The 26443-nt window shown below is 59.5% G+C and carries 28 protein-coding genes; 14 read left to right on the top strand and 14 right to left on the bottom strand.

Going from position 1 to position 26443, the window contains the following annotated elements:
* Positions 1–17: 17 nt before the first annotated feature.
* The 4 genes from AC07UR_RS29095 to AC07UR_RS29080 form a co-directional block, all read right to left on the bottom strand.
* Positions 18–1547: a class I adenylate-forming enzyme family protein gene (locus AC07UR_RS29095; protein ID WP_173419463.1), complete on the bottom strand. Its 1530-nt coding sequence runs from the start codon at positions 1545–1547 to the stop codon at positions 18–20.
* Positions 1548–1568: 21 nt separating this feature from the next.
* Positions 1569–2312, bottom strand: coding sequence for an SDR family NAD(P)-dependent oxidoreductase (locus AC07UR_RS29090; protein WP_234902783.1), 744 nt, complete (start codon positions 2310–2312; stop codon positions 1569–1571).
* Between the two features lie 85 nt (positions 2313–2397).
* Positions 2398–3165, bottom strand: a complete 768-nt coding sequence (locus AC07UR_RS29085) for an enoyl-CoA hydratase-related protein (RefSeq protein ID WP_173419461.1) — start codon at positions 3163–3165, stop codon at positions 2398–2400.
* 96 nt (positions 3166–3261) lie between these two features.
* Positions 3262–4458: an ABC transporter substrate-binding protein gene (locus tag AC07UR_RS29080; protein WP_209792250.1), complete on the bottom strand. Its 1197-nt coding sequence runs from the start codon at positions 4456–4458 to the stop codon at positions 3262–3264.
* Positions 4459–4737: 279 nt separating this feature from the next.
* Between AC07UR_RS29080 and AC07UR_RS29075 the strand changes: the two genes are divergently transcribed.
* The 4 genes from AC07UR_RS29075 to AC07UR_RS29060 are packed head-to-tail and all read left to right on the top strand — an operon-like array spanning position 4738 to position 8091.
* Complete coding sequence (locus AC07UR_RS29075) at positions 4738–5496, top strand: ABC transporter ATP-binding protein (RefSeq protein WP_209792160.1); 759 nt, start codon at positions 4738–4740, stop codon at positions 5494–5496.
* Positions 5489–6196: an ABC transporter ATP-binding protein gene (locus AC07UR_RS29070; RefSeq protein WP_209792161.1), complete on the top strand. Its 708-nt coding sequence runs from the start codon at positions 5489–5491 to the stop codon at positions 6194–6196. Before AC07UR_RS29075 ends, AC07UR_RS29070 begins: the two co-directional genes overlap by 8 nt.
* 33 nt (positions 6197–6229) lie before the next feature.
* The gene (locus AC07UR_RS29065) at positions 6230–7117 is read left to right on the top strand and encodes a branched-chain amino acid ABC transporter permease (RefSeq protein WP_173419458.1); all 888 of its coding nucleotides are present in this window, start codon (positions 6230–6232) and stop codon (positions 7115–7117) included.
* Between the two features lie 2 nt (positions 7118–7119).
* Positions 7120–8091 (top strand): branched-chain amino acid ABC transporter permease, encoded by a 972-nt coding sequence (locus tag AC07UR_RS29060; protein ID WP_173419457.1) that lies wholly within the window; start codon positions 7120–7122, stop codon positions 8089–8091.
* A gap of 56 nt (positions 8092–8147) precedes the next feature.
* On the opposite strand, the gene AC07UR_RS29055 is transcribed toward AC07UR_RS29060, so the two are convergent.
* Positions 8148–8957, bottom strand: coding sequence for an SRPBCC family protein (locus AC07UR_RS29055; protein ID WP_173419456.1), 810 nt, complete (start codon positions 8955–8957; stop codon positions 8148–8150).
* Between the two features lie 235 nt (positions 8958–9192).
* Here AC07UR_RS29055 and AC07UR_RS29050 point away from each other — a divergent pair, with 235 nt between their 5' ends.
* From AC07UR_RS29050 to AC07UR_RS29030, 5 genes are all read left to right on the top strand, one after another.
* Positions 9193–10080, top strand: coding sequence for an FAD binding domain-containing protein (locus tag AC07UR_RS29050; protein WP_173419455.1), 888 nt, complete (start codon positions 9193–9195; stop codon positions 10078–10080).
* The gene (locus AC07UR_RS29045; RefSeq protein ID WP_173419454.1) at positions 10073–10552 is read left to right on the top strand and encodes a (2Fe-2S)-binding protein; all 480 of its coding nucleotides are present in this window, start codon (positions 10073–10075) and stop codon (positions 10550–10552) included. The genes AC07UR_RS29050 and AC07UR_RS29045 overlap by 8 nt, the downstream gene beginning before the upstream one ends.
* Positions 10549–11310 carry an N-acyl homoserine lactonase family protein gene (locus tag AC07UR_RS29040; RefSeq protein ID WP_209792162.1) on the top strand — a complete coding sequence of 254 codons (762 nt, stop codon included), beginning with the start codon at positions 10549–10551 and terminating at the stop codon, positions 11308–11310. Before AC07UR_RS29045 ends, AC07UR_RS29040 begins: the two co-directional genes overlap by 4 nt.
* Positions 11307–13703 carry a xanthine dehydrogenase family protein molybdopterin-binding subunit gene (locus tag AC07UR_RS29035; protein ID WP_209792163.1) on the top strand — a complete coding sequence of 799 codons (2397 nt, stop codon included), beginning with the start codon at positions 11307–11309 and terminating at the stop codon, positions 13701–13703. The genes AC07UR_RS29040 and AC07UR_RS29035 overlap by 4 nt, the downstream gene beginning before the upstream one ends.
* Before the next feature lie 114 nt (positions 13704–13817).
* Positions 13818–14795, top strand: coding sequence for a winged helix-turn-helix transcriptional regulator (locus AC07UR_RS29030; RefSeq protein ID WP_234942016.1), 978 nt, complete (start codon positions 13818–13820; stop codon positions 14793–14795).
* A 168-nt stretch (positions 14796–14963) separates the two neighbouring features.
* Here AC07UR_RS29030 and AC07UR_RS29025 read toward each other — a convergent pair whose 3' ends face one another.
* Complete coding sequence (locus AC07UR_RS29025; RefSeq protein ID WP_173419451.1) at positions 14964–15272, bottom strand: ribbon-helix-helix domain-containing protein; 309 nt, start codon at positions 15270–15272, stop codon at positions 14964–14966.
* 62 nt (positions 15273–15334) lie between these two features.
* On the bottom strand, positions 15335–15496 hold the full coding sequence (locus tag AC07UR_RS29020) for a hypothetical protein (RefSeq protein WP_494701962.1): 162 nt from the start codon (positions 15494–15496) through the stop codon (positions 15335–15337).
* On the opposite strand from AC07UR_RS29020, the gene AC07UR_RS29015 reads away from it, so the two are divergent.
* The 4 genes from AC07UR_RS29015 (at position 15483) to AC07UR_RS29000 (ending at position 18608) form a co-directional block, all read left to right on the top strand.
* On the top strand, positions 15483–15878 hold the full coding sequence (locus tag AC07UR_RS29015) for a VOC family protein (RefSeq protein WP_173419449.1): 396 nt from the start codon (positions 15483–15485) through the stop codon (positions 15876–15878). The genes AC07UR_RS29020 and AC07UR_RS29015 overlap by 14 nt on opposite strands.
* Before the next feature lie 57 nt (positions 15879–15935).
* Positions 15936–16466: a gluconate 2-dehydrogenase subunit 3 family protein gene (locus AC07UR_RS29010; protein WP_173419448.1), complete on the top strand. Its 531-nt coding sequence runs from the start codon at positions 15936–15938 to the stop codon at positions 16464–16466.
* A gap of 80 nt (positions 16467–16546) precedes the next feature.
* Positions 16547–18118 (top strand): GMC family oxidoreductase, encoded by a 1572-nt coding sequence (locus AC07UR_RS29005; protein WP_173419447.1) that lies wholly within the window; start codon positions 16547–16549, stop codon positions 18116–18118.
* A 109-nt stretch (positions 18119–18227) separates the two neighbouring features.
* A complete protein-coding gene (locus AC07UR_RS29000; protein WP_173419446.1) occupies positions 18228–18608 on the top strand; it encodes a c-type cytochrome in 381 nt (126 codons plus the stop codon).
* 194 nt (positions 18609–18802) lie between these two features.
* Here AC07UR_RS29000 and AC07UR_RS28995 read toward each other — a convergent pair whose 3' ends face one another.
* The 3 genes from AC07UR_RS28995 to AC07UR_RS28985 form a co-directional block, all read right to left on the bottom strand.
* Positions 18803–19111 (bottom strand): substrate-binding domain-containing protein, encoded by a 309-nt coding sequence (locus AC07UR_RS28995; RefSeq protein ID WP_494700224.1) that lies wholly within the window; start codon positions 19109–19111, stop codon positions 18803–18805.
* A 974-nt stretch (positions 19112–20085) separates the two neighbouring features.
* On the bottom strand, positions 20086–20790 hold the full coding sequence (locus tag AC07UR_RS28990) for an anti-sigma factor (protein ID WP_173419445.1): 705 nt from the start codon (positions 20788–20790) through the stop codon (positions 20086–20088).
* On the bottom strand, positions 20787–21338 hold the full coding sequence (locus tag AC07UR_RS28985) for a sigma-70 family RNA polymerase sigma factor (protein ID WP_173419444.1): 552 nt from the start codon (positions 21336–21338) through the stop codon (positions 20787–20789). Before AC07UR_RS28985 ends, AC07UR_RS28990 begins: the two co-directional genes overlap by 4 nt.
* A gap of 197 nt (positions 21339–21535) precedes the next feature.
* Between AC07UR_RS28985 and AC07UR_RS28980 the strand changes: the two genes are divergently transcribed.
* Positions 21536–22324, top strand: coding sequence for a DUF4394 domain-containing protein (locus AC07UR_RS28980; protein WP_173419443.1), 789 nt, complete (start codon positions 21536–21538; stop codon positions 22322–22324).
* A 45-nt stretch (positions 22325–22369) separates the two neighbouring features.
* Here the strand turns inward: AC07UR_RS28980 and AC07UR_RS28975 are convergent, their stop codons facing one another.
* The 4 genes from AC07UR_RS28975 to AC07UR_RS28960 all read right to left on the bottom strand — a co-directional run bounded on the left by AC07UR_RS28975 (position 22370) and on the right by AC07UR_RS28960 (position 26441).
* Positions 22370–22789, bottom strand: coding sequence for a DoxX family protein (locus AC07UR_RS28975; protein WP_209792166.1), 420 nt, complete (start codon positions 22787–22789; stop codon positions 22370–22372).
* Positions 22776–23783 (bottom strand): alpha/beta fold hydrolase, encoded by a 1008-nt coding sequence (locus tag AC07UR_RS28970; RefSeq protein WP_173419441.1) that lies wholly within the window; start codon positions 23781–23783, stop codon positions 22776–22778. Before AC07UR_RS28970 ends, AC07UR_RS28975 begins: the two co-directional genes overlap by 14 nt.
* Positions 23784–24028: 245 nt before the next feature.
* Positions 24029–24148: a hypothetical protein gene (locus AC07UR_RS28965; RefSeq protein ID WP_486599032.1), complete on the bottom strand. Its 120-nt coding sequence runs from the start codon at positions 24146–24148 to the stop codon at positions 24029–24031.
* Positions 24149–25313: 1165 nt separating this feature from the next.
* Positions 25314–26441, bottom strand: a complete 1128-nt coding sequence (locus tag AC07UR_RS28960; protein WP_209792168.1) for an ABC transporter ATP-binding protein — start codon at positions 26439–26441, stop codon at positions 25314–25316.
* Between the last annotated feature and the right edge of the window lie 2 nt (positions 26442–26443).

The raw sequence follows: 26443 nt of genomic DNA, 5'->3' as shown, positions 1-26443 counted from the left end.
CTGTGTATGCTCCCGCGTCATGCTGCAGGCAGGCTCTCGCGAAGCTTGACGCGAAGGATTTTCCCGGATCCGGTGCGGGGAATTTCGGCGACCACGTAGACGCAATCGGGCACCTTGTAGGCCGAGAGGCGGTCTCGGCAGTGCCTGATCAAGTCGTCCTGATTAAATGTCTGCCCGTCCTTCACAACGACGCAGGCGACGGGAACTTCTCCCAGCATCGTGTGGGGGAGACCTATGACCGCGCAATCCATCACCGCATCATGGAGCAGTATCGTCTCCTCCACTTCCGCCGGCGCGATGTTCTGCCCTCCCCGGATGATCAACTCCTTCAGCCGTCCAGTGATCGTAAGGAAGCCATTCTGATCGGCTTTTGCGAGGTCGCCGGTGTGGTACCATCCGTCCACGACGGCCTTCTGGGTCTCCTGAGGCTTGTTGTGGTAGCCCTGCATCAGATTAGGGCCTTTGCAGATCAGTTCGCCTTCAATCCCGCTCGGCACATCCTGCCCGGTCTTCGGATCGACGAGCCTGACAGTCAGGCCAGGCAGAGGCAGTCCGCAGGAGCCGGCAACGCGCCACCTTCCCGGCCAGTTCATCGTAACCATCGTCGACGTTTCGGTGATCCCATATCCGTCGAGCAGCGGAACGCCGAAAAACTCCTCGAAGTCGCTGTTCAAGGTTCCCGGCAGGATGGCGCCGGCAGAGACGCAAAGCCGGACCGAAGAGAGCAGTTTCTCGCCGCTCGCCTGGCACGCCGAGAGGAAATAGTGGAAGACAGTCGGCACGCCCGGCATGAACGTGAAGCGCCCGCTTCGAAGCAGTTCAGTCGCATGAGAAGTCGAAAACTTCTCCATGATGTATTCGCTCGCGCCCGTCGCGACGATCGAAAGAACCGCGATGTTCAGGGCGTAGGAATGGTAAAGTGGCAGTGTGTTGAGAACGACGTCCTTGTGCGTGAGGCCTGCGATCGGCGCCCAGCATGCCGAAGTGACCCAGAGCATTGAGCGCGTAGAAAGCAACACTCCCTTAGGTTGGCCTGTCGTGCCGGACGTATAAACGATGTAGGCCGGACGATCGACGTCTTCGTCGTCCTCGAAAACCGCCCCCTCTCTTCGTTGCGGCGTCTCGAAGCCGCCGTCCTCGCCGGCGCAAAGCAGCACGGCAGGCTTCTCCAGCGCCTGCAGCAGCGCTTCCGCCATCGGCCGTTTTTCCGGCAAGGTGATCAACACCGAGCACGACGCATCGGCGATCCGGTAGCCTAGCTCTGCTTCCGTCGAGTCGATGCTCACCGGAACGGCGACGCCTCCCGCCCGAACGACGGCCAGGCAAGCCACGACCCAGTTGACCGAGTTAGGCAGAAAAATCGCGACCGCTTCACCTTTCCTGAGGCCGAGTGCGACGAGATGAACGCCCAGATCCTCGGTTTCCTTGTTGAGTTGAGCATACGAGACGGAACGCCTCCTGTCCTCAAACGCCATCTTGTTCGGGTACAGCCGATCGTTCCGTTGGAGGATTTTTCCGACGGGTGCTATAAGTTCGAAGTGTATCATTGATGCCTCCCGCTCCTCCGGCTACACCATGCAGAAACCGCCATTGACACTGACCACCTGCCCGGTGATCCAGGACGAGGCGTCCGATGCCAGAAACGTCACCATCGGCGCGATGTCATCCGGCTTTCCAATGCGCCGCAACGGATAGGCCTTGACGATTTTCTCGCGGTTCTTCTCCAGGAACTCCGCATCGGAATGCGACGTCTCGATCAGACCGAGCGACACGGTGTTGACGGTGATGTTGTTGCGGCCAAACTCCCTGGCAAGGGACTTGCCAAGCGCAATAGTGCCACCGCGCGCCGCCGCAGCGATGGCAAGGTTCGCCTCACCGATACGCGAGCTGTCACCGACGAGGTTGATGATGCGGCCCGCGTTCTGTCCGATCATCAACGGCGCGACCTCGTGGCAGCAATTGATCGCGCCGTAGAGGCAGACGTCGATCTGCTTCTTCCACTCCTCCGGCGTCGATTCTACAAACCGCTGATATTTGACGTAACCCGCGTTGTTAACGAGAACGTCGATTGTTCCGAAGTCCGCCTTGACGGCTGCGACCATGGCTTTCACCTGACCATTGTCGCTGATATCGGCCTGATAGGCTTCCGCACGCCCTCCGCTGGCCTTGATCGACTCGACGACCGCCTGGGCTTCTGCTTCCGAGCGGCTGTAGTTAACGGCGACAATCGCACCCTCTGCAGCAAGCGCACGGGCGATATCGCCGCCGACGTCACGCCCACCACCGGTGACGAGCGCGACTTTTCCGTTCAAGTTGGTCTCCATTACAATGCTCCATGATTTTTGGTTTTGCTGACAACGCAGCGAATTCAAAGACGATCTCCGCGGGGGGTGATCGCTATTTCCCGACAAAGCGCGGCGCGCGCTTCTCCTTGAAGGCCTGCCGGCCCTCGATGTAGTCGAGGCTCGCGCTCGCCTCATCGATCTTGCGTTCGGCGGCCTCTCGATCGAGTTTCCCGCGTGCGCAGCCATTCAAGATGAACTTGGCACCCTGGATGGTGAGCGGCGCGTTTTGCGCCATGTCGGCCGCGAGCGCTCCGGCGTCGAGCAACGGGTCGTCGGCGACCCGGTCGACGAATCCGATATCAAGGGCTTCCTCGGCTCCGAAACGCTTCCCGGTATAAAGGATCTGCTTTGCGGCCGTGACACCCACCAGGGAGAAGAGCTTTCGCGTAGCCGATACGCCGTAGATGATGGACAGACGGGCGGCCGGGATGCCAAAGACAGCACTTCGAGCGGCGATCCTGAAGTCGCAGGACATGGCCAGATGTGCCGCCCCCCCAAGGCAATAGCCCCGCAGGGCTGCGATCGTTGGCTTGGAGATCGCGTAGATCGCATCCCCCGCCGCGTCGACTGCCACCTCGTATCGCTTGCTTTCCTGGAGCCCCTCGCGGACCTTATCGAATTCGCTGATGTCGGCGCCCGCGGAGAAATCGCCGCCCTCGCCGGTCAGGATGACGCAGCGGACCTTTGGGTCGCGGTCAAACTCTGTAAAGGTGCGCGCCAGCTGCTGCCACATGTCGTAGGTGACGGCATTGCGCTGGAGCGGCCGGTTCAATGTGACGGTGGCGACACCATTCGCGGTTTCAACAATGATTTCACTCATGGCCTGCTCATCTGGGGTCCTGGAGCCTGCATGCGCAGGCGTAGGGGTGTTTTCTGGAAAGGCGCCCGACCATGAGAGCCGCGCGCCCCTGGCTTACTACTTCACAAGTGGGCACTGGCTTTCGGAAAGCGGCCTGAACGCCTTGTCGCCGGGGATCGTCGTGACAAGCTTCAGAATGTCCCATTCGCCGGCGGATTCCGCCGGCGTCTTGACCTGGTAGACGTACATGTCGTGCACCATCCGGCCATCTTCGCGGATCTTGCCGTTCTTCGCGAAGAAGTCGTTGACGGGCGTCTCGCGCATCTTCGCCATGACCTGCTGCGTGTCGGTGGTGCCAGCGGACTGCACGGCCTTCAGATAGTGGATGGTGGATGAGTAATCGCCCGCATCGCCCATGTGCGGCGGACGGCCGACGCGTTCCTGAAACCGCTTCGCAAACGCCCTCGTCTCGTCGTCGCGATCCCAGTAGAAGGCGTTCGTCAGAATCATCCCCTGCGCCGTGTCGAGACCCAGAGAATGTACATCAGTGTCCCAGACGAGCAGACCTGCGACGGTCTTGCCGGACGCGCCCAGACCGAATTCCGAAGCCGACTTCACCGCGTTGACGAACGTCGTCCCGGAGCCCGCCAGCGCGACGACCTGGGCCGGCGATGCCTGCGCCTGCAGCATGAAGGCGCTATGGTCCGAGGTCTCGATCGGATAGCGCACGGAACCGGAGACCTCGCCGCCGTCGGCCTTGACGATCTGCGTGGCGTCAGCCTCGAGCGCATGACCGAAGGCATAGTCGGCCGTGAGGAAGAACCAGTTCTTCATCCCCTGGGAAATCAACTGACTGGCCGTGCCGTTCGCCAGGGCGTAGGTGTCATATGAGTAGTGGATGCTGTTGGGCGTGCAGCCGTCATTCGTCAGACGCGAAGAGCCGGAGCCGTTGACGATCGCGATCTTGTCCTCGTCTTTCGCAACCTGAGTAACGGCCAGCGCGATACCGGAATTGATCAGATTGTTGATCATCGTCACGCCTTGCGATTCGTACCACTCGCGCGCCGTGGCCACGGCCACTTCCGGCTTGTTCTGGTGGTCGGCGACAACAACCTCGAGCGGGCGGTCAAGGACCTTCCCGCCGAAATCCTCGACCGCCATCTTCACCGCCGTGATCGCACCGTCGCCGGACTCGTGTGAAAACTGACCGCTGACGTCCGTCAGAACGCCGATGCGAACAGGGCCGGAATTCTCGGCAGAAGCGCCGACCGACATGGCGCCTATCGCTGCGGCACTCGCCATCAAGATCTTCATGAACTTCACGATTAAACCTCCCCTTGCACGGCGCGCGGTCTCCTCCATCGCGCCAGTTTTTAACTTGCGTTATCATACTCATTCGCCTTGCAACGCTGTAATTTTTTGCGGTGTTTTGGCGAATGAGCCTTATGGTAAGCAGAAAATTCGGAAGCACGCAAGCTTGCATTATTAGACTTTGTGTGTTTTTCTTGCTTCACCTTCCCAAACCTGGAAAGGATGCGGAGCCGTCCGTTCGGCACCCGCTGGAGGAACACATTAAGCCGGTCGGGAGGACAAATGCCGGACTCAGCACCCATCATCGAGGCGCGGGGCCTGACACGCGCGTTCGGTGGCTTCATCGCCGTAAAGAACGTCAACCTAAAGGTTCGCGGCGGGACCATTCATGCGCTCATCGGACCCAATGGCGCGGGCAAGAGCACGCTCTTCAATCTGTTGACGAAATTTCTGTCCCCGAGCGGCGGAAGTATCTTCTTCAAGGGGCGCGACGTGACGCATATGGCGCCAGCCGACATCGCCCTGCTCGGCCTTGTGCGATCGTTTCAGATCTCGTCCGTATTCCCGCACCTCAGCGCCCACGAGAACGTCCGGGTCGCGCTGCAGGCCCGCGAATGCGAGACCTTCGCCTTCTGGAAATCCAATCGCACGCTCCGACGCCTAAACGACGAAGCCTCGAACCTGCTGGAGAGCGTCGGCCTGGCTGACCGCTCTCAAACCAGGGCAAGCGAACTTTCCTACGGCCGCAAACGCGCATTGGAACTGGCAACGACCTTGGCGCTCGATCCGGAAGTTCTGCTCCTGGACGAACCGATGGCAGGCATGGGAACCGAAGACATCGGGCGAACCGCCAATTTGATCCGTTCGGTAGGAAACGGGCGGACCATTCTGATGGTCGAGCACAACCTCGGCGTTGTAGCGGATCTTTCCGACGCAATCACGGTGTTACGGCGGGGCGAGATCATCGCCGAGGGAACCTATGCTGAAGTGTCCGCCGACAGCGAAGTCCGAAAAGCATACCTGGGAGGGGCACATGGCTGAAGCCGCGCTACTTAACGTCAACAACCTCGAGGCTTGGTATGGTGAGAGCCATGTCCTGCACGGCGTCTCGTTCGACGTACGCAAGGGCGAAGTCGTCACATTGATCGGCCGCAATGGCGCCGGGAAGACAACGACGCTGCGCAGCCTTATCGGCGTGGTCGGCAAACGGCGCGGCACGAGCCTTTTCAAGGGCGTCGACCTCTTGAACGTCGCACCGCACAAAGTCGCCCGCCTGGGGATTGGCTACGTTCCGGAGGAACGCGGCATATTCTCCACACTGAGCGTCATCGAGAATCTGATGTTTCCGCCCGCCTGGCAGGCCGGCGGCATGGAGATCGACGAGATCTACAGTCTCTTCCCGAACCTGAAAGGTCGCGACCACACCCCCGGAACGCGTCTCTCGGGGGGCGAGCAGCAGATGCTGGCGATTGGCCGAATTCTAAGAACCGGCGCCGATTTCATTCTGCTCGACGAGCCGACCGAAGGTATCGCGCCCGTTATCATCGACGAGATCGGGGCGGCGCTTCGCATTCTTAAGGCGCGTGGAATGACGATCATCCTGGTCGAGCAGAACCTTCGCTTCGCGGCCTCCGTGGCTGACCGTCACTTCGTGCTCGACCAGGGCAAGGTGGTCGACGAAATTTCCAACAACGCTCTCGATGCCAACATGGATCGGCTCAACCGATACCTCGGTGTCTGACGGTGGTTCATCTTTTCAAACAGGTAGAGACCCATGACTGAAATCTTCGGGGTTCCCGTGGCCGTGCTTCTCGGTCAACTGCTGCTTGGCCTGATCAACGGCTCGTTCTATGCGCTTCTGAGCCTGGGCCTGGCGATTATCTTCGGCATGCTCAATGTGATCAACTTCGCGCACGGCGCTTTCTACATGCTGGGCGGATTTGCCGCCTGGTTCCTGCTTTCTCGACTGGGCCTTGGCTACTGGGGGACGCTGCTCGCGGCCCCCATCATGGTCGGAGCTCTCGGCGTGCTTGTGGAGCGCTTGCTTCTCAAGCGCCTCTACCGGATGGACCATCTCTACAGCCTCCTCCTGACCTTCGGCATCGCATTGATGGTGGAGGGCCTTTTCCGCCACATCTTCGGATCGGCCGGCATGCCATATCCCGTACCGCCGTCCCTGACGGGCGGCATCAACCTCGGCTTCATTTTCCTGCCGCTTTACCGCGGCTGGGTGATCGTAATCTCGTTGGTCATCTGTATTCTGACCTGGCTTGCGATCGAACGCACGAAACTCGGCGCCTACCTGCGCGCCGCCACTGAAAACCCGGCCCTCGTGCAGGCATTCGGCATCAATGTGCCGCTTTTGCTCACGCTCACCTACGCCTTTTGCGTCGGTTTGGCCGGCTTTGCAGGCGCACTTGCCGCACCACTCTACCAGGTGAGCCCTGGCATGGGATCCAGCATCATCATCGTCGTATTTGCCGTCGTGGTCATTGGCGGCATGGGATCGATCGGCGGAGCGATCGTCACGGCACTCGGGCTCGGGATCATCGAGGGCTTGACCAAGACATTCTACCCCGCCGCATCTTCGATCGCCGTTTTCGTGGTCATGGTGCTCGTCATTCTTATTCGGCCGTCAGGCCTGTTCAATCGCGAGGCATGATCATGGGCAGCGCAACTCTCTCCACTTCTACCCCGATTGCGAGCTTGCAACGCACGACGGGCATACTCCTGATATCGGCGGTCGCCGCTCTCATGTTGTGCGCGCCGCTTCTGGTGTACCCGCTCTTTCTCATCAAGATACTGTGCTTCGTCCTGTTCGCGGCGGCATTCAATCTTGTGCTTGGCTACGCAGGCCTGCTGTCGTTCGGACATGCCGCATTCTTCGGTGGCGGAGCCTATATCGCGGCGCATGCTGCGAAAGTCTGGCACCTGCCGTTCGAACTGGCGATCCTTGCCGGCACTGCGTTCGCCGCCATGATCGGTCTTGCGTTCGGCGCATTGGCAATCCGCCGCCACGGAATCTACTTCGCAATGATCACCCTGGCGCTGGCGCAGATGGTTTACTTCCTCGCCGTGCAGATGCCGTTCACCGGCGGCGAGGACGGCATCCAGGCCGTACCGCGCGGCTATCTGCTCGGAACCGTGGACCTCTCGAACATCACGGCGATGTACTACACCGTGCTCGGCGGTGTGGCCATCGGCCTTCTGATCATCTGGCGTGCCGTGAACTCTCCGTTTGGCCACGTGCTTTCGGCAATCCGTGAGAACGAAGTCCGCGTCACCTCGCTCGGACTGAAACCCGATCAGTACAAGCTGATAGCTTTTACGCTTTCCGCAGCGTTGTCCGGCTTTGCCGGCGCACTAAAGGCCATCGCGTTCCAGCTTGCGTCCCTGGTCGACGTGACCTGGCATATGTCGGGCGAGGTCATTCTCATGACGTTGCTCGGCGGAATGGGCACGCTCATTGGCCCGATCGTCGGTGCGAGCATCGTGGTCGGGCTGGAGCACTTCCTGGCAACCAGCGGCCTGCCGATCACATTCATAATCGGCCTGTTCTTCGTTGTGTGCGTGATGATGTTCAGGCGTGGGCTGTTTGGCGAACTGAAAGCTCTGCTGGAACGGCCGAAATCTTAGAATAAAGTCTCGTTGTGCAAGTTATTAGCCGGGGTCATTAGACCCCGGCTTTCTTGTCAGATACGCGTGCGCGAACGAGTGCCGAACAGATAGCCGATTGCAACCGCCATGACGATCTGAACAACGCTGGCGGCGTCAGGCGACATGTGACCGGCACCCGCCGCGGTGGTAGGCGCGAGGCTCGGCAGGACGCCGCCATGGACAAGCCACATCGCCGCCAGCACCGCAGCAAACACGACGGCCGTGAGGGACATCAGGCCAGCCGGCGCACTTGCCGGGGACATACCCACCGGGTCAGCGGAAGGACGGGGCACCGCCGAGATCTTTGCACTCTCAGCGATAGACGACGGCGGGACCCTCGTCGGCGGATCCTCCCTCGACGCTACCGAAGCCTCACCCGGCTGGGAGCGACTGGAAAGGTTCTGACGCGCTTGGATCTCCTCCGCAAAACGTTTGAAGAACTGCCCGGACATTTGTTTCGCCGTGACATCGATCAAGCGACCTCCCAACTGCGAGAGCTTCCCACCAATCTGCGCCTCGACAGTGTAATGCAATATCGTGCCGCCTTCCGCCGCCTCCAGTCGCACCGTCGCGACACCTTTTGCAAAGCCCGCCACTCCGCCCTGCCCTTCGCCCGTGATCTTGTAGCCATTGGGCGGATCCAGGTCGGAAAGTGTGACAACCCCCTGGAAGCGGGCCTTGACCGGACCAACCTTCATGACCGCAACCGCCGACATCTCTGTGTCGGACGACTTTGTCAGTTCCTGACACCCCGGAATACAGACGCGGAGAACATCTGCATCATTAAGTGCGGCCCACACTTCTTCCTTCGTGGCGGCAATGTGCTGTTGGCCGGTCATATCCATATCTATTTCCTCCTCTCGTGTGATTGAGGCTCGCCCCGACGACCGGGGACCAGCAGGATAGCTTGACATTCCTATCTTAAGTCTAATAATGCAAGTGAAATATACGAAGGCAAGCCCCTCAGTGAGGACGCCGGAGGAGACCGCATGACAGACCTGAAGGAAGTGACTTTCATCCCAGCGGCGGAGTTCAGCCGGCACCGCACCAAATTCGTTCCATCCATGTCATGGTGACGACATGAAGCCTGCATCGTTCGACTATTTCGCCGCAAGCACTGTTGATGATGCGGCAGAGGCACTCGCTGCGGCGGGAGGGGATGGCAAGATCATCGCAGGCGGGCAAAGCCTCATGCCAATGATCAATTTTCGTCTGGTCAAACCAACGGTCCTCATCGACATCAATAGAATTCCCGGCCTCGACCGTATCGAGCTGCGCGGAGCGCGCCTCAAGATCGGCGCCACAGTGCGTCACTACATGACTGCGACGAACAGCCTGATCGAACAGCACGTCCCCATCCTGCGCGACGCCATGCACCACGTCGCACATATGACCGTACGCAATCGAGGCACTTTTTGCGGAAGCGTATGCCATGCCGATCCTGCAGCGGAGATGCCGATGATGACGCTGTTGCTCGACGGGACGATCATCGCCTCCTCCATTCGCGGCGAAAGGGAGATTCCCGCCCCCGAGTTTTTCGTCGGCTCCCTGATGAATTCGCTTGAACCGGATGAATTCGTGACGGCGGTCGAGATCGACACGCTTCCGTCTGACACAGGCTGGGGCTTCGAGGAATTTTCCAAACGCCAGGGCGACTTTGCACTGGCCTGCGTCGCGACGACGATGCGCGTTGTTGACGGCGTGGCATGCGATGTACGCTTCGGCATGATGGGCGTTGGCGAAACGCCGTTGCGCCTTGTCGAAATCCAGGAACTGGTCGAGGGCAACAAGCTCTCCGATGAGGTTCTGGACCGGGTTGGGGAGACACTGAGCAGCGTTCTCACCCCGAACACGGATATCCACGCTTCGGCCGACTACCGGCGGCACCTTTCCGGCGCGCTTGCCCGACGTGCTTTGCGGGACGCGTGGACCCGAGCCGAGACCCGTGGAGGACGAACGCATGGATAAGAAGACGATCACCGTCGGCGTAAACGGCGTGAGCCATACGAGATCGATAGAGCCGCGTCTGCTGCTCAGCGACTTCATACGCTGCGAACTCGGCCTGACCGGCACCCATGTCGGCTGTGAACATGGTGTCTGCGGGGCCTGCACGGTCATCCTCGACGGCAGGAGTGCGAGGTCGTGTCTGACGCTCGCTGTCCAGGCCGACGGAATGGAGATCGAGACGGTCGAGGGACAAGGCACCGTCGATAGTTTGGGCCGGATCCAGGAAGCCTTCCGGCAGCACCACGGCCTGCAGTGCGGGTTCTGCACGCCCGGCTTCATCATGGCGATAACCGATTTGTTGCGCCACCATCCGCTCGATACCGATGAGCAGATCCGTGAAGCGCTCTCTGGCAACATCTGTCGCTGCACCGGCTACGAGAACATTGTCAACGCCGTCCGCGAACTCGCCAATGAAAGAGGACCCCTGAAATGAAGTTGCATTTTCTTGAAGGGGGGCGCCTGCGCATGCGTCGCTCCATCTACGTTCCCGGCGCGGCCAAGGAAGAAACGATCGAACTGCCTGTCCATTCGGCGCTGATAAGACACCCAACGGGCAACGTACTTTTCGACAGCGGCTGCAGTCCGGAAGCCGCGAAAGATCCACAGGCTCGCTGGGGCGGGCTGAGCAAGGTCATGACGCCAATTTTCGCGCCTGAGCAAACGGTCGTCGAACAGCTCAAGCATCTTGAGCTGACGCCCGACGACATCGACGTCGTGATCTGCTCTCACCTCCATCCGGACCATTGCGGATGCAATTCCTATTTCCGCTCCGCCACGATCCTCTGTCACGAGGCGGAGGTCGCGGCAGCGCAGGCTGGCGGAGCCGAAAACCAGGGCTACCTTCGCCACGAATGGGACCAGCCTCAAGGGTTCCAGACGTTCAAGGCCGAGCATGACGTCTTCGGCGACGGGCGGATCGTCCTGCTTCCCATGCCCGGGCACACGCCAGGAATGACGGTCGCGCGCGTATCGCTGCAACGCGACGGCGCTTTCGTTCTGGCCTCCGACGCAGCGCCGCTGCAGATCAACATCGACGAGGGCATCGCTCCCAAGAACACATGGGATCTGGATCTTGCGGCAAAAGCACTCGCCGAACTCAAGTCATTCCGGGACAGGGGCGACACGGTGATCTCCGGACACGACGATGGCCAGTGGCAGGATCTGCGCAAGGGATTGGAGTATTATGAATGAGCCATGGCGATCATTCCGTTGAACTTCGCCCAAAGCTGGTCGGCAAGCGCGTCAAGCGCACGGAGGATCCGCGACTTCTCGCGGGCGTCGGGCAGTATGTGGACGATATGGCTCCCGCAGGTATGCTGCATGTCGCCCTGCGACGCTCAGACCAACCTCATGCCCGCATTCTGAGCATCGACGTTGGCGACGCCTTTTCCGTACCAGGCGTGGTCGCAATCTATGACGCAAGCGATCTGGAAGGAGAGATCAATCCGGCCGTTCCAACCTCGCGCATGCCCGGATACTATGCGACTCCGATCTGGCCCCTGGCACGTGAGAAGGTGCGGTATGTGGGCGAGCCAGTCGTCGCGGTCGTCGCGGAAAGCCGCTATGCCGCCGAGGACGCGCTCGAACACATCAACATCGAATACGAACCGCTTCCTTTTGCGATCCGGCAGGTAGACGCCGTCAAGGACGATGCCCCGCTTCTGCATGAAGAAGCTGGAACGAACACGATCATCAGACGTGAGTTCAAGCGAGGAGACGTGGATGCGGCCTTCGAGGATGCAGCGGTAACAGTCAAGGGCCGTTTCCGGATGACCCGAAAGACGGCGGTCGCGATGGAGAACAGGTCCTATCTCGCCGAATGGGACGGCCGGAAGCAATCGCTTGTCCTTTACACTTCGTCCAACATCCCCGGCGTAATCCGGGACGTCCTATCCGGCTGTCTCGACTTGCCGGGAACCCGCCTGCGGGTGGTCGCTCCGGATGTCGGTGGAAGTTTCGGTGGCAAGGGATCTCTCTACGGAGAAGAAATTCTCGTCTGCGCCCTCGCCCGGAAACTGAAGCGTCCTGTCAAGTTCGTCAGCGATCGCCTCGAGGATTTGTCTGCGACAAGCCAGGCATTCGACGAACTGATCGAGGCGGAACTCGCTGTAACCAGGGATGGTATGCTGATCGGCCTTCGAGCCGATGTCATCGGCGATGTCGGTGCGTACTCCATCTATCCGTGGACCGCTGCGCTCGAAACCGTGCAAGTGGTCAGCTTCCTCCCTGGGCCCTACCGGATGGAACACTACCGCGGTCGTATCAGAGGCGTCCTCACGCCAAAGCCGCCGACAGGACCCTACCGCGGGGTCGGCCGACCTTCGTCGACGTTCGCGATGGAGCGGCTCGTCGAAATGGCCGCCCGAAAGCTCGGGATGGACCCCGTCGAATTCCGCAGGAAGAACCTGGTCAGAGCCGACGAATTTCCCTACCGCACCGCATCTGGCATCATATGGGACAAATCAGCCTTCCAGGAATGCCTCCAGGGCGCGTGCGATCACATCGACTATCCCAACCTCGTCCGTGAACGAGACGAAGCGAAAAAGAGCGGCCGCTGGGTCGGCATCGGCCTTGCGAGCTACGCGGAGCTCACCGGCATTGGTTCGCGCATCTCGGTCGCGCCGGGAATGCCGATCAATACCGGGACTGAGACGTCCAGAATCGAGATCGATGCGACGGGGGCCATCACTGCCGCGTTCGGAATCTCCTCTCACGGGCAGGGTCTGGAAACCACGCTTGCGCAGGTTATCGTCGACGAACTCGGCTGCAAGCTTGAGGACATTGAGGTCAGGCACGGCGACAGCGCATTGGTACCCATGTCGAGCGGGACCTACGCCAGCCGCTCGGCGGTGCTTGGCGGAGGCGCGGCGACCCTTGCGGCCCGCGTGGTCAAGGGAAAGGTGTTGCGTGCGGCCGCCTACCTTCTGGAGCAGAACGTCGAAGACCTCGACATTCACGACGGGATCATCGCGAGCCGCAGTTCGAACGGCACGATGACACTCAAGGAGGTCGCGTCCGCTGTCTACACGCAAATGGGCCGCATCCCGCGCGACCAGCGCGAGGACCTGACCGCATCGGAAACGTACGATCCCTATCTGGGCACCGCCTGTTCGTCGACACATCTCGCGATGGTCGAGGTCGACCCAGCAACCTATGGCGTGAAAATCCTGCGTTACGTGGTCGCCGAAGACTGCGGCAAGATCATCAATCCGATGATCGTCGATGGACAGGTACACGGCGCGGTCGCACAGGGAATAGGCGCGGCGCTACTAGAGGAAGTCATTCACGACGACCAGGGACAACCGGTCGCCGCCAGCCTTGCCGACTACCTGGTCCCCGTTGCAAGCAATGTGCCCGACATCGGGATTGTCCACATTGAGGCAGACCTGCCTAACAATGTCGGCGGGTTCCGAGGCATGGGTGAAGGAGGGACGATCGGTGCGCCAGCGACAATCGCAAACGCGGTATCCGACGCGCTGTCCCATCTGGGCGTTTCAGTCGAGACCCTGCCTGTGACGCCTGAGAGAATATTCCAGATGCTGCGCCCCCGGAAGGCGGCAGGTGATCAAGGCGACGGCGCCTGAGACTCGCCTGCAATTAGATGGAGAAAGACGACTAGGAAACTTTCAATATTAGACTTGGCATTTTATAGTCACGAAGTGTGATTTCGCTTTGGCCGGAAAACGACTGTTATCGCCTTGAACAAGATCAACAAAATTCAATCCGCAGCGGGTTCCCCGCAGCCTCCTCTGCTGCTGCAACGGCAATCGTCCGTTCGTCGCACGATGGAGATCGTCCTCGATACCTGGAACTTCCTGATACTCCGCGAAGCCTATTTCGGCGTCCGACGTTTTGACAAATTTCATCAGCGCCTGGGGATTCCCCGTCAGACCTTGTCGTCGCGGCTTTCAGCTTTGGTCTCAAACGAAATCTTCAGTCTCGGGAAGCGGCCGAACGAGCCCGGTCAGCAATATTTTCTAACACCTCGGGGCAAGGACCTCTTTCCCACCATGTTGTCCTTGATGGAGTTCGGCGACAAATGGTTGACCGGGGGGAGCAAGCCCCCGCTCCAATTGGTACACAAGGGATGTGGTTGCGAGTGCCATCCCGTGACCGTTTGTAGCGAGTGCCTTGAACCCTTTACAGCGCGAGAGGTTGCGCCCCGCGATGGGCCGGGTGCCGGCTACGCTCCTGTCGAAGCGCGCCCAACCTCCCGCCGCAGCTCTGACCCAACCCTTCTTGAGCGGGTACGACCCTGCTCGGTGGCTCGCACCCTCGCCATAATCGGGGACCGGTGGAGTTTCCTTATTCTCCGCGAGGGGTGGTACGGCGTCCGACGCTTCGAAGAAATGCGGGAAAACCTGGGCATAGCGACGAACATCCTTGCGGATAGGCTAGCCCGGCTCGTTCAATCCGGCGTCCTGCGAAAGGTCCCTTACAATTCTGGCGATCGCTTTGAGTATCGCTTCACTGAAATGGGCCTGGACCTCTACAAGCCGATGCTCGTGATGATGGCATGGGGAGACCGGTGGCTTGCCGATGGAAAGCCACCTTTGCGACTGCGCCATAAGGCCTGCGGACAGGATTTTTCAGCGATCGTGGCTTGCTCCGAGTGCAAGAAGCCGATCGAGGCCAAGGATACAGATTACGTTCTTCGCTATCAGTTTGATCTATGAGTTGAAGCTGTCGGCACCTTTTCTCAAGTCGAACTTGGCCAACAAACCGCTTGCGACCAAGAGCTTCGGAGGCCAGAGGGCACTGCGAACATCGAAACAGGGGCGCCTGCCATGCTCGCCCTGCCGCGGCGGCCGCACACTTTAAAAAAGAAGGCCTTTTTTCGCCTGCTACTCAGCAGCAACAATATGAAACTTACTGCCGACGTCGCTTTTTTCGGCGCCGCCCATTAGGTAGATCAGACAGCTCGTGCGCAGAAGCGATGCGAAATTCGATACTGCGCCGTTGATCTCCAGCGCCTCGTCGTAGAGTGTTGAGAGAAAACGCGACGTCGACATGCCCTGGCCGGCCGCAATTTCGTCGATCAGCACCCAGAAAGCAGCTTCGAGCTGAATGCTCGTCGAGTGCCCACCAATCCGCACCGAACGGTTGACGGGGCGGTAGCGTTGCGGGTCCTGGCCCGCAAAAACCTCACACATGGCATATCCTCCAGTCTTGTTTTTATGATGTGATTATGCGGCGCGGCCTGCGCCTGGTCAAATCATCCTTCCACGCCGGAAAACGCAAAATATCCTTCTTCTGCAACTCCAGAAATGAAAATCAGCGTGCGGTAACAGGCTGCTACCCGCAACGGCGAATCCAGGCGCACATTCACTGCAACACTTCGAACTCCAAGCAGGAAAGACAGCATGGCGAAATCCATCCACTCGATGATCCGCGTTCTGGACGAAGACCGGTCCGTCGCCTTCTATAAGGATGCCTTCGGCCTTGCCGTCGCCGACAGGCTCGACTTCGAGACCTTCACTCTCGTTTACATGCGCAACGCCGAAAGCGAATTCGAGCTTGAGCTGACGATCAATAAGGGCCGCGCGGAGCCCTACAATCTCGGCGACGGCTACGGCCATTTCGCCGTGTCGGTTTCCGACCTCGATAGCGAACACGCCCGCCTTTCGGCGCTCGGTTTCACCATTGGCAAGATAGTGGAATTCAAAGGCGATGGCGGCGCTGTCGCCCGCTTCTTCTTCGTTACCGATCCTGATGGCTACAAGATCGAGGTCCTGCAACGGCACGGCCGTTTCAAATGAACGGATCGGCGGCCTGAGGAGAGCCGCCGGTTTCAAACGCAATGGGAGGAATGCAACATGACCACCATCTACGAGCAGCGTCCCGGTCTTTCCCGGCGCGAGCTTTTGAAGCGCGGCACGATCGGCGCCGCGCTCATAATTACCGGCAGTGCGGTGATCAGCCCGGACAGGGCGTGGGGGATGGCGACGACGGCGCTGAAGCCCGACACCATGGCCACGCTGATCAAGCTCGCCCGCGATATCTATCCGCACGATTCTATCGCCGACCGTTTCTACGCCATCGCCGTGAAGGGGCATGACACCAAGGCAGGCACGGACGGGCAACATAAGGAATTGATCGAGGCTGGCATTGCCGATCTCGACAAGCGGGCCGGTGAAGGCGGCTACCGTGGCCTCGGTTGGGAGGACGACCGCGTCGAGATCCTGCGCGAGATCGAGACAACGCCATTCTTCCAGGCGGTGCGCGGCGACCTCGTCGTCTCATTCTATAACCAGAAGGAGCTCTGGCCACATTTCGGCTACGAGGGCGAATCCTATTCAAAAGGCGGCTATATCGCCCGCGGTTTCGACGACATCGAATGGCTTTGACGACGATTTGACGGCCGGCGCTGGAGGAGGCGCAGCTGCGAGGCGCATGGCGCCGATCGTCCATGTTTCAGGAGGAAACCATGACAGCTCCTTATGATCTCAACGACGACAGCGTGGTCGTCATCATCGGTTCAGGTGCCGGCGGCGGCACGCTCGGCAACGAGCTGGCGCAAAAGGGCATCGACGTCGTCGTGCTCGAGGCCGGTGCGCGTATTGAACACGAGGATTTCATCAACGACGAATGGGACAGTTTCGCCCAGCTCGCCTGGCTTGACCACCGCACGACCGGCGGCGGCTGGCGCGTCTCGAAGGACTTTCCCAACCTGCCGGCCTGGATCGTAAAGGCGGTGGGCGGCACGACGACACACTGGGCCGGCGCATCCCTGCGCTTCCAGGAGCACGAGTTCAAGACGCTGACACATTATGGCGAGGTCGAGGGCGCCAACCTGCTCGACTGGCCGCTGACCTTGGCTGAGCTCGAGCCGTACTATGCCAGGGCGGAAGACAAGATGGGGGTGACCCGCACCAACGGCATTGAAGGGCTGCCGGGCAACAATAACTTCAAGGTATTCAAAGCCGGCGCTGACAGGCTTGGCTACAAAGAATGTCACACCGGTCGCATGGCCATCAACTCCGCCGATCGCGATGACCGTATGAGCTGTCAGCAGACGGGTTTCTGTTTCCAGGGATGCAAATGGGGCGCCAAATGGTCGACGCTCTACACGGAAATCCCGAAGGGCGAGGCAACCGGCAAGCTGGAGGTGCGGCCGAACGCGCATGTCGTCAAGATCGAGCATGACGACAGCGGCAAGGTCACGGCCGTGGTCTATGCGGACAAAGACGGCAAGCTGCAAAGCCAGAAGGCTCGCATCGTCTGCGTCGCCGGCAATTCCATCGAAAGTCCCCGCCTCCTGCTCAATTCGGCCTCGAGCAAATTTCCCGACGGTCTCGCCAACTCCTCCGGTCAGGTCGGCAAGAACTATATGCGCCACACAACGGGTTCAGTCTATGCCGTGTTCGAAAAGCCCGTCCATTTCTATCGCGGCACCACCATGGCCGGCATCATTAGGGACGAGGCGAAACACGACCCGGCGCGCGGCTTCGTCGGCGGGTATGAGCTGGAAACCCTAGCGCTCGGCGTACCCTTCATGGCCGCCTTCCTCGATCCGGGCGGCTGGGGTCGGTCCTTCGCCTCTGCCATGGACAGCTATGCCAACATGGCGGGTCTCTGGATCGTTGGTGAGGACATGCCGCAGGAACAGAATGCGGTGAAGCTGCATGGTGAAATGAAGGACAAGTACGGCATGCCGATCCCTGACGTCTGGTTCACGGACCATGCGAACGATGTCGCGATGCGCAACCATGCCTACACACAGGGCGAGGCGCTTTATGCAGCCGTCGGCGCGACGCGTAGCTTCCCCACGCCGCCCTACCCCTCGACGCACAATCTCGGCACTAACCGCATGAGCGAAAAGCCACAGGACGGCGTCGTCAACAAATGGGGCCAGACGCACGACATGAAAAACCTCTTCGTGTCCGACGGCAGCCAGTTCACGACGGGGGGTGCAGAGAACCCGACGCTGACGATCGTCACACTCGCAATCCGTCAGGCCGACTACATCGCGAAAGAGATGGCAGCCGGTACGATCTGACCTCTACTGTGATCCTCCCCGGCCGCTCCTGGGCGGCCGGCGGTCGCGCGTCAGGCAAGCCGCGCCACCTCTGGCCGGCTTTAGCCGGCCACCTTTTATGGAGATCCGAATGAAATTTGCTGCGGCCATTCTCTTTCTGGCTCTCCCTGCCGCTGGTCACTCGGCCGATGGCAGCTCCGAGACCGGCGCCATGGTCTTCAAGACGTGTGCAGCCTGCCATAACGTCGATGAGCCTATAAACAAGGTCGGCCCGCATCTGGTAGGAATTATCGATCGACAAGCAGCATCCATTGCTGACTACAAAAACTACTCAGATGCTCTGAAGCAGGAGGCCAGTAAGGGGCTGAAATGGGATGAAGCAGCGCTCGCAACATTTCTAGCCGGCCCAAGGACCATGATCCCGAAGACGCGCATGGCCTTTTCGGGCCTCAAGTCCGCGCAGGACATCGCGGATGTGATGGCCTATCTCAAATCCCTGAATGGACAATAGCGGTGTCGTTTGCGCGTGACGTTGGTAATCGTGTGGTGTTCCTGAGCCAGGGCGTGATCGCTGAAGAGGGCAATCCAAGAGATATTCTTGTGCGGCCACACAGCGAAAGATTGCGCACATTCCTGTCAAACCAGTTGACGGGATGACATTCTGCCGCTCGGGATCGCCGACGACCTGACCGCGCCTACCCGGGGCTAGCTTGTCTGCCTTTGATTGAAGCGCGTATGGATCTGCCGACCTCGCAACACCGATTTGCCGGCAGTGCGTTCGATGATCATGCGGGCGGCCTCGGTGCCGATCAATGCGCCTGGCGGCTTGATTGTCGTCAAGGCGGGATTGCTTGCCGAACTGAAGCTGAGATCGACAAACCCCACGACGGCAAGACGCTCGGGGATCTCGATGTCCATGCGTTGGCATTCAAACAGGACGCCCAGCGCAAGATGGTCGTTCGAGCAGGCGATTCCGTCGACTTCCGGAAAGCGTCGCATGGCTTCCTCTAGCATGATTGCACCGACCGCGGCATTGGAGGGGCGGGTTGCTGAATGACGTCCGCGTGGATGCGGACGGCACGGGCGGTCGGCGCGATACCGTCCGCGCGCAGTGCTGCACGCCGGTCTTCCTGCATGCGTGCGCCAAGAAAAAGCAAGTGCTTGCGACCGTGCTGTATCAGATTGCTTTCGAACGCTGCCCATCTCGAGTGGTTCGCGGAGACGACGGCCCGCGCCGAACGGCGGCCTTGGGATACGATTGGCCAAGAGCGGATGCGCCCCGATGAGAGCGCGAGTGCGATGCTCAGCGTTCTTGACCAGCTTGATCCGGCAGATACGGGGCGATTCCTTGCCTACGACGGCAAGCCGATAAACTGGTAGATAGATTGACGCGCCCGCCCCGAACATTGCTAAGGTACGTCGAGGAATGCCGTTTCAGGAAGTCTCTCCAGACCAGGAATGCAGGCCACCCTCTCGGGCATCAGCATGCAAGCAAACTGGTTTAACAGGGCGTGACCGCATCCTCCGCCAATCGTTGACGGTTCACCGATACATACATCGATCGCTTCATTGCGTTCACGACGATCGGTCAAGTGAGACTGCGGCTGCGCATGTACGGGATGGGTCCGAACATATTCAAGGGCAAACCCGTCAAGGATAACGATCCAATCGCGCACCAGCGGATCATTCAAATCAGCCGTGACAATTGCCGATTGTTCAGTCGGGCCTCCCCACCATCATGCGACTTCGGGCGCTCGCAACCGGCCACGCCCTTGAGCTGAATGTTCAGGGCTCATTTCGCGAAACTCGTAGCGGCAGGCGTCGGCGACCGTCTTTGGCATAGTCTCACTCTTCATGCGGCAACCTTTGACCCGAGTTTCATTCCCTCTGCCGCAACTGGAGCCATGATCCGCACCGGCCACGATGATCCGGCAAAAGATATGGCCGTACCCTCACCTGCCCGCCCAACACTGTTCATCCGGGCAGCGTCAACGAGGACGCTGTGCCAGGCCCTTTGCCAAAATAGGTCCCGTTGGCCGGCCCGTCGGTGAGCCGCCAGCCTGCTCCAGTGTGATTTCATAAAGCTGACTGTCGCGTGGCGATGGCAGCGCTGGCCCCTCGAGGCGAGCGGAGTGCACACCGTCTATCAGGCCGAGCGAAATTGGTCCCATCTCGCGAGAAGGCAGTGTCCAAACCTGCATTGTCTTGTCCGTCGGGACCTCGATGTCTGCTAGCAACCGAATCCTGGCATTCTCGTTGCCGAAGTCCTCAACAACTGCTTGAACTTCTCCCGCTTCATTGACAAGCACGGCAATGACAAGCGGCTCAGCCGTTCTCGTGAGACTGAAGACCAAGCCAACGGCGAGCATCACGGACGCAGCAATCGCTGAAAGCGCGGCAACACGCCATCCGTTTGTTTGGTTGTCGTTGACCGGTGGGAACTGGATCGAACTTGGAGTCCCGGCTTGCGGAGGCAGGTTGACCTCGATTTTTCGCCACAGGGCCTCGTTCGCTGCCGCGGGCTCGACTGTGGTATCCAGCGGCAAAAACCGTTCACGGCTTGCCGCAACGGCAGCCCTAAGTTCGGCGTCCCGTTCCATTTCGGCCTCGATTTCGGCCGCCTCGGAGGCCCCGATCAGGCCGAGCACGTATTCATCGGCAATTTCTGGAATGTCTCTTCGTTCGTACATCATGCCATGCACCCCCGAAGAGCCGAGAGCGCGCGCCTGATCCAGGATTTTGCCGTACCGAGCGGAATACGCAGCCGTCCTGCGATTTCTCCGTGCGAATAGCCTCCAACATAGGCCATGAGAATGCCGCGGCGCTTCGTTTCGTCCAGCGCAGCAAGGCATTCGTAGAGGCGCGAATTGCGATCAAGCTTTTGCCACGTGGCCATGATCTCGTCCACCTGCTCGCTCTCTCGCAAGGCCTCCACGTCCTCGACCGTATATTCGCGCTTTCCATCACGCAAAAGGTTGAGCGCCCGGTTGCGCACGATCGCGTAGATCCAGCCATGTGCGGAGCCGCGATCAGGACTGTACTGGTGGGCATGGGTCCAGATGCGGATGAAGGCTTCCTGCACCACTTCCTCGGCAAGCTCCCGTCGCTGAACGATCCGCTCTGCCAAGGCGATCAATCGGCCCGCCTCGCGATCATAAATGGAGCGCAACGCCATGCGGTCTCCTTTGGCGCAGGCAGCAAGTGCCTTGTCGAGATCATTCACCCGGACGTCCACCAACATTTCACGCCTCTCCCCCTCCGCGCCACGCAAACGGCGTTGCTACGACCTCTATACGCTTGAGAAGCGCTTATGGATGCAAAGCAGATTTATTTCGCGCTCCTGCATCCAAATACAGTTCTTGCGGTGTCTTCAAGAATGGAAGCGTCAGGAACCGATTGCCGGATGACTTCCGCTGGATCAACGCATGGGAGATAGACATGAAGACCATCCATTCCGCTCTAATTGCCACTACAGTTCTCGTATTGTCCGCAACCGGCGCCCTCTCTGCTCCGGTGCTGGGCTTGACCGGTGCAAAGACGCTCATGGTGTTCGATACGGAAAAACCGGAAGTGACCAAGAAAATCGACGTGACAGGCGTCGACACGCTCGTCGGCATCGACTTTCGGCCCGGCACCAAGACCGTTATTGGCGTCACCACCGACCACCGCATCGTTGCCATCGATCTTGAAACCGGGGCAGCGACCGAGGTCGGCAAGATGGATAAAACGCTAATGGTGACTGAGGCTCCGGTCGTCGTGGACTTCAACCCGATGGCCGATAGGTTGCGGTTCATGACTGGAATGACCAATCATCGCGTCCACCCCGACACCGGTGCGGTGACCGTCGACGGCACGCTCGCCTTCGAAGACGGCGATATGCACAAGGGTGAAACGCCGAACATCGTTGCTGCTGCGTATACGAACTCGATCGGCAAGCCCGAAAAGACAGCGATGTACAACATCGATGCCACCATCGGCGCGCTCATCCAGCAGACGAAACCGAACGATGGCACGCTGAAGGCGATCGGCAAGCTTGGGCTTGCAGACAAGCCCGCAACCTACGCCTTCGATATCCAGGGCATGGAGGACGGCAAGAACACAGCCTATCTTGCCGCCGGCAAGATCCTCTACACCGTCAACCTAGAAACAGGTGCCGCCACCGAGGTCGGTGCGATAGCGGGTCTCGAAGACGATGTCCGCGACATCGCCGTTCTCCCGGCGATGTAAAGCCGATCGGAGGAGGTCGGGCTTTGCATGGCCCGCCTTCTCCACTTACGGCTCGGGATCAGACCGGCGAAATGGCCAGGAGAGCAGACCTCCTGCAAACAGGACCAGCCAGACGATGAACGGCTGGAGTGCCAGGCGCGGAACATGATAGAGCCATTGCCACGTCGAAACGACCATACCGCCGAGATCGTCGAGGGCGTGCTTGATGTTTGCGGGGAAGACACAGATCGCGTAGAGCGCCAGCATGATCCCGGCACAGCGGCGAACCGCCGGGACCAGCAACCCAATCGCACCGGCAATCTCACACACGCCCGTCAGCAGGATAACGTTCGGGGCGTCGGGCACCCAGGCGGGTGTGATGCTCAAGAAGGGGGTGGGCAGGGCGATGTGCAGGATGCCCGCAGCTGCGTAGAACACCGCCAACACGATCCGACTTCGCGAGCGCCAAGTCTCAGTCGTTGCCATCCCCTGCGATCCGCCGCTCGATGGAATTTGCAATGGACGTGAGGTTTACTTTTCGTCCGGCGACTTTTTCGATGGCGGCGATGGCAAGGTCGGCCGCCACGAAATCCGATTTGTGTCCGAGGTTCTGGACGACGATCAGTCTTGCACCACGAATGTTGCGCGCGAGTTGGTGGGCGTGAATCTCCGGGGAAACAACCTCGTCGGTGTTTCCGGTGATTATCACCGTCGAAGTTCTGATGCTGCTATACTTCAAAGACGCTGTCTCGGCCCAGTTGCTCAGCGCCGAGACTTCCTGTGCGTTGTGCCGAAACGCAATCGGCGACAATGCCTGCCAGGCGTTCGTTTTTTCTATGTAATCGTCAGGGCGTCGATTGGGAGCGAAGACTTCCCTGGTCGCACGGTCTATCACCATGAGGCCGAATGGAGGTGCTACCAACGCGCTGAATATCGAACCGGCGACCGGCATGGTTGCGGCATCGTAGTACCAGGCCACCCCGCCCTCCCACGGATAAGCGGCTGGCGACATCAATACCAGCCCCCAAACCATCTCGGGGTGGCGAACTGCCAGGGCAACCGCAATAGCGCCGCCAAACGAATGTCCGACAACGATCGCCTTCCGGATGTCGCGCTTTTCCATCAGAACCGCTATGGCGTCTGCTTGCCCATCCGGCAGGATGTTCTGGGAACCGCCTACGTCCGACTTTCCGTGTCCAGGGCGATCGACGAAAAGGAGCTTTGCTCTTCCATTCAGCTTGTCCAGAAAGGAGAATATCGGATCGTATAGGCTGGTGCTGGCCCCGTGAAGGAAAACAATGGGAGGCAGATCCGCGTTGCGGGCGGGGTCCAACAAGATGCTGTTGAGTTTGTATCCACCGACGTCAATGCGAACGGCACGCGCCGACGGGTCGTCCGCTGTCGAAATTCCGGGAGAGCCGACAATACAGATCAAGATCAGCAAGACGACACGAGCGGACGGCAGGAAATGATTGGACATATATCCTCATGGATTTGCCAAGCCGGGCGGCTCGATCGCCAACAGATACGCTTTTGCACAGCAAATGGTTTCATCAGCAGGTACCGAAATCAAAGCCCGATCGGGCTTGTTCTTTTCAAACTCCGATTGATTGGCGCCACATGAAAACACACATCTCCTTCGCTCGATCCTAGCCCACGTCTGCCTCTCGGCCCGCCGCGAGGAAGAGCGGGGGGCTTTAGCTCGACGTACGTTGCCGTTCTGTTTTAGCCAGCAACCAGGCTGTCATTCACTGCGCAGCGGGGTTTGATTTCCGACTGCAGCCTGACCTGCAGACCCGGCCGCAGCAGATGATCCGGATTGGGAAATTCCGCCAAAATCGCCACGGTCTGTGTCCATCATCGCGGCGCTCGCGACGAACAATGGCGCGAAGGCGAAGCTGGAAATGGAAGCCCATATTCGCAATAGCGCGCAATGCGCAGGGCTCGCACCTTAGGCATCCGCCATATGGACGATTTGGTCGAATACAGAAGTCCTTTTGATCGCTTCCTCCGCCTTTTTTTTCAAGTGGAAGCACCGCGCTGCCAAGACGGCTCTCTTCAGCCCACCCGTGTCGGCGAACGCAAGAAACGCCCGTCTCGAAAGAACGGGCCGCTGGTTGCGCGAACGCTTTCGAGACGGTCCGTTCACTCGACAGATCGATTGGCGTTAGAACCGCCCGAATGCGGCATCAAGACTGGCCGCCTGAAAGCCTGCGTGTCTGTCGGTAGCGGGGTGTGGGCAGCTCATCAGATGGCAACGCTGGAGGGCCATCGAGATCGGATCGATGCCCGTTGGCCGGCTTTTCGCGGATCAAGTTGAATATGTTGACACCCACGGTCTTGGCGCGGCGCAGCAAACGGCTGCCTACCGCGGCACGGATAACTGGAGCGTCGGCTAAGGGATGGACCGCAATTCATACTCGAAGGAATTCTCGGCGGTAGACCACAAGCTAAAGTCAGTGAATATCGTCGCAGAAAATCCCGCGGTGATTCAATGACGGGACCTAATGGCAGCAGCCGCCGACCGCCCGGCAGCGCTTTGTGTTATGGGAGTTCAAAACAGAACGAACTTTCTGGAAACTCATGCGAAAGCGCCTTGATGGCAATCGAACTGCTGTCCTTTAGATGCAAATAGAATGCTTCCACCACGTCACTCGCCGCGCAAAGTGTAAAGTTCGTTTATCGAGCTTGCCTTCATACCTCGACCCCGGAATGTCGCATATCGAGCGAGGTAGGAATGTAACCCTATCGTTGGGTCAGTCTTGTGATGGCGATATTCACAAACGGAAGGAACGCCTGGTTGCAGCCTCCCTTGAACCGGCGCCGTGTAAGCCGAGAGCCGCTGCACGCCCGGCATGCACGTCAGCAAGAACAATCGCCATCACAGGGAGTTTGGGGCTTGTACGGCACGTGGCCGATCAAGCGGTAACGCTGACGGAATGGACAATAACATTTGAAGCCGTGCGCAACCGCCACCCGATCTTCAGATAGATAAGGTGTGGCAAGTGCACTATTGTTCGAGCGCGTGTGCCTCCAGGACCCGCCTGGCGATGGAGCAGCCTTTCGCATCAAAAATGTGGATGTCAGGCGCCCGGGCCGTGAACCGGATGGTGTCCATTCTTGCGTATGCTCTGTCGTCCGCCGCCTTGATCAGGTATTTTTGCGCAGAACCGGCCACATCGACGTAGAGAATCTGAACTTCGCCCAGATGCTCGATCAAATCGACCGTGCCGGTAAGCCCCGGACCACTTGCCCTTGACGTGGTGATCTGCGTGTTTTCGGGGCGAATGCCGATGCTGATCCTTTCGCCCACTGACAGCGCCCCGCGATCGGCAGACACGTCAAGCGCCGTGCCGCACTCGAGCATGAGGTGCGTGACGCCCTCCGACTTCCCGACGACGGTGCCTTCGAGAATGTTCATCGCGGGCGAGCCGATGAACTGGGCAACGAAAAGGTTGGCCGGTCGCTTGTAGAGTTCTAGTGGCGTTCCAACCTGCTCGATGCTCCCGTCCTTGAACACGACAATTCTGTCGGCCAAGGTCATCGCCTCTACCTGGTCGTGGGTCACATAGATCATAGTCACAGCCGGCATGCTTTGCTTCAATTTGGCGATCTCGATCCGTGTTGCTACACGCAACGCCGCGTCGAGATTGGAAAGCGGTTCGTCGAAGAGGAAGACCCGCGGATTGCGGACGATGGCGCGGCCGATGGCAACGCGTTGGCGCTGTCCACCAGACAGCGCCTTCGGCAACCTCTTCAAATAATTGCCCAGTTGCAGGATTACTGCCGCCCGTTGAACCCGCACTTCGATCTCCGCCTTCGACACGCCGGCAATGCGCAATCCGAAAGCCATGTTTTCATAGACGGTCATATGCGGATAGAGAGCATAGGACTGGAACACCATGGAAATGCCACGCTTGGAAGGCGCCACAGTGTTCATACGCTCCCCATCGATGACAAGGTCGCCGGAGGTCACCGTCTCGAGACCCGCGATCGAACGCAGCAGTGTCGACTTTCCGCAGCCGGATGGTCCGACGAAGACGATGAATTCCCCCGACTTTATATCGAGGTCGATCCCGTGCAGCACTTCAAAATCGGCATAAGACTTACGTATGTTTCTCAGCGTCAGATCAGCCATCG

This window comes from Ensifer sp. GW821-FHT05G01 (assembly GCF_059419585.1).
The sequence above is the reverse complement of the archived record's forward strand: the minus strand, read 5'-3'. Positions and strand labels throughout refer to the sequence as shown.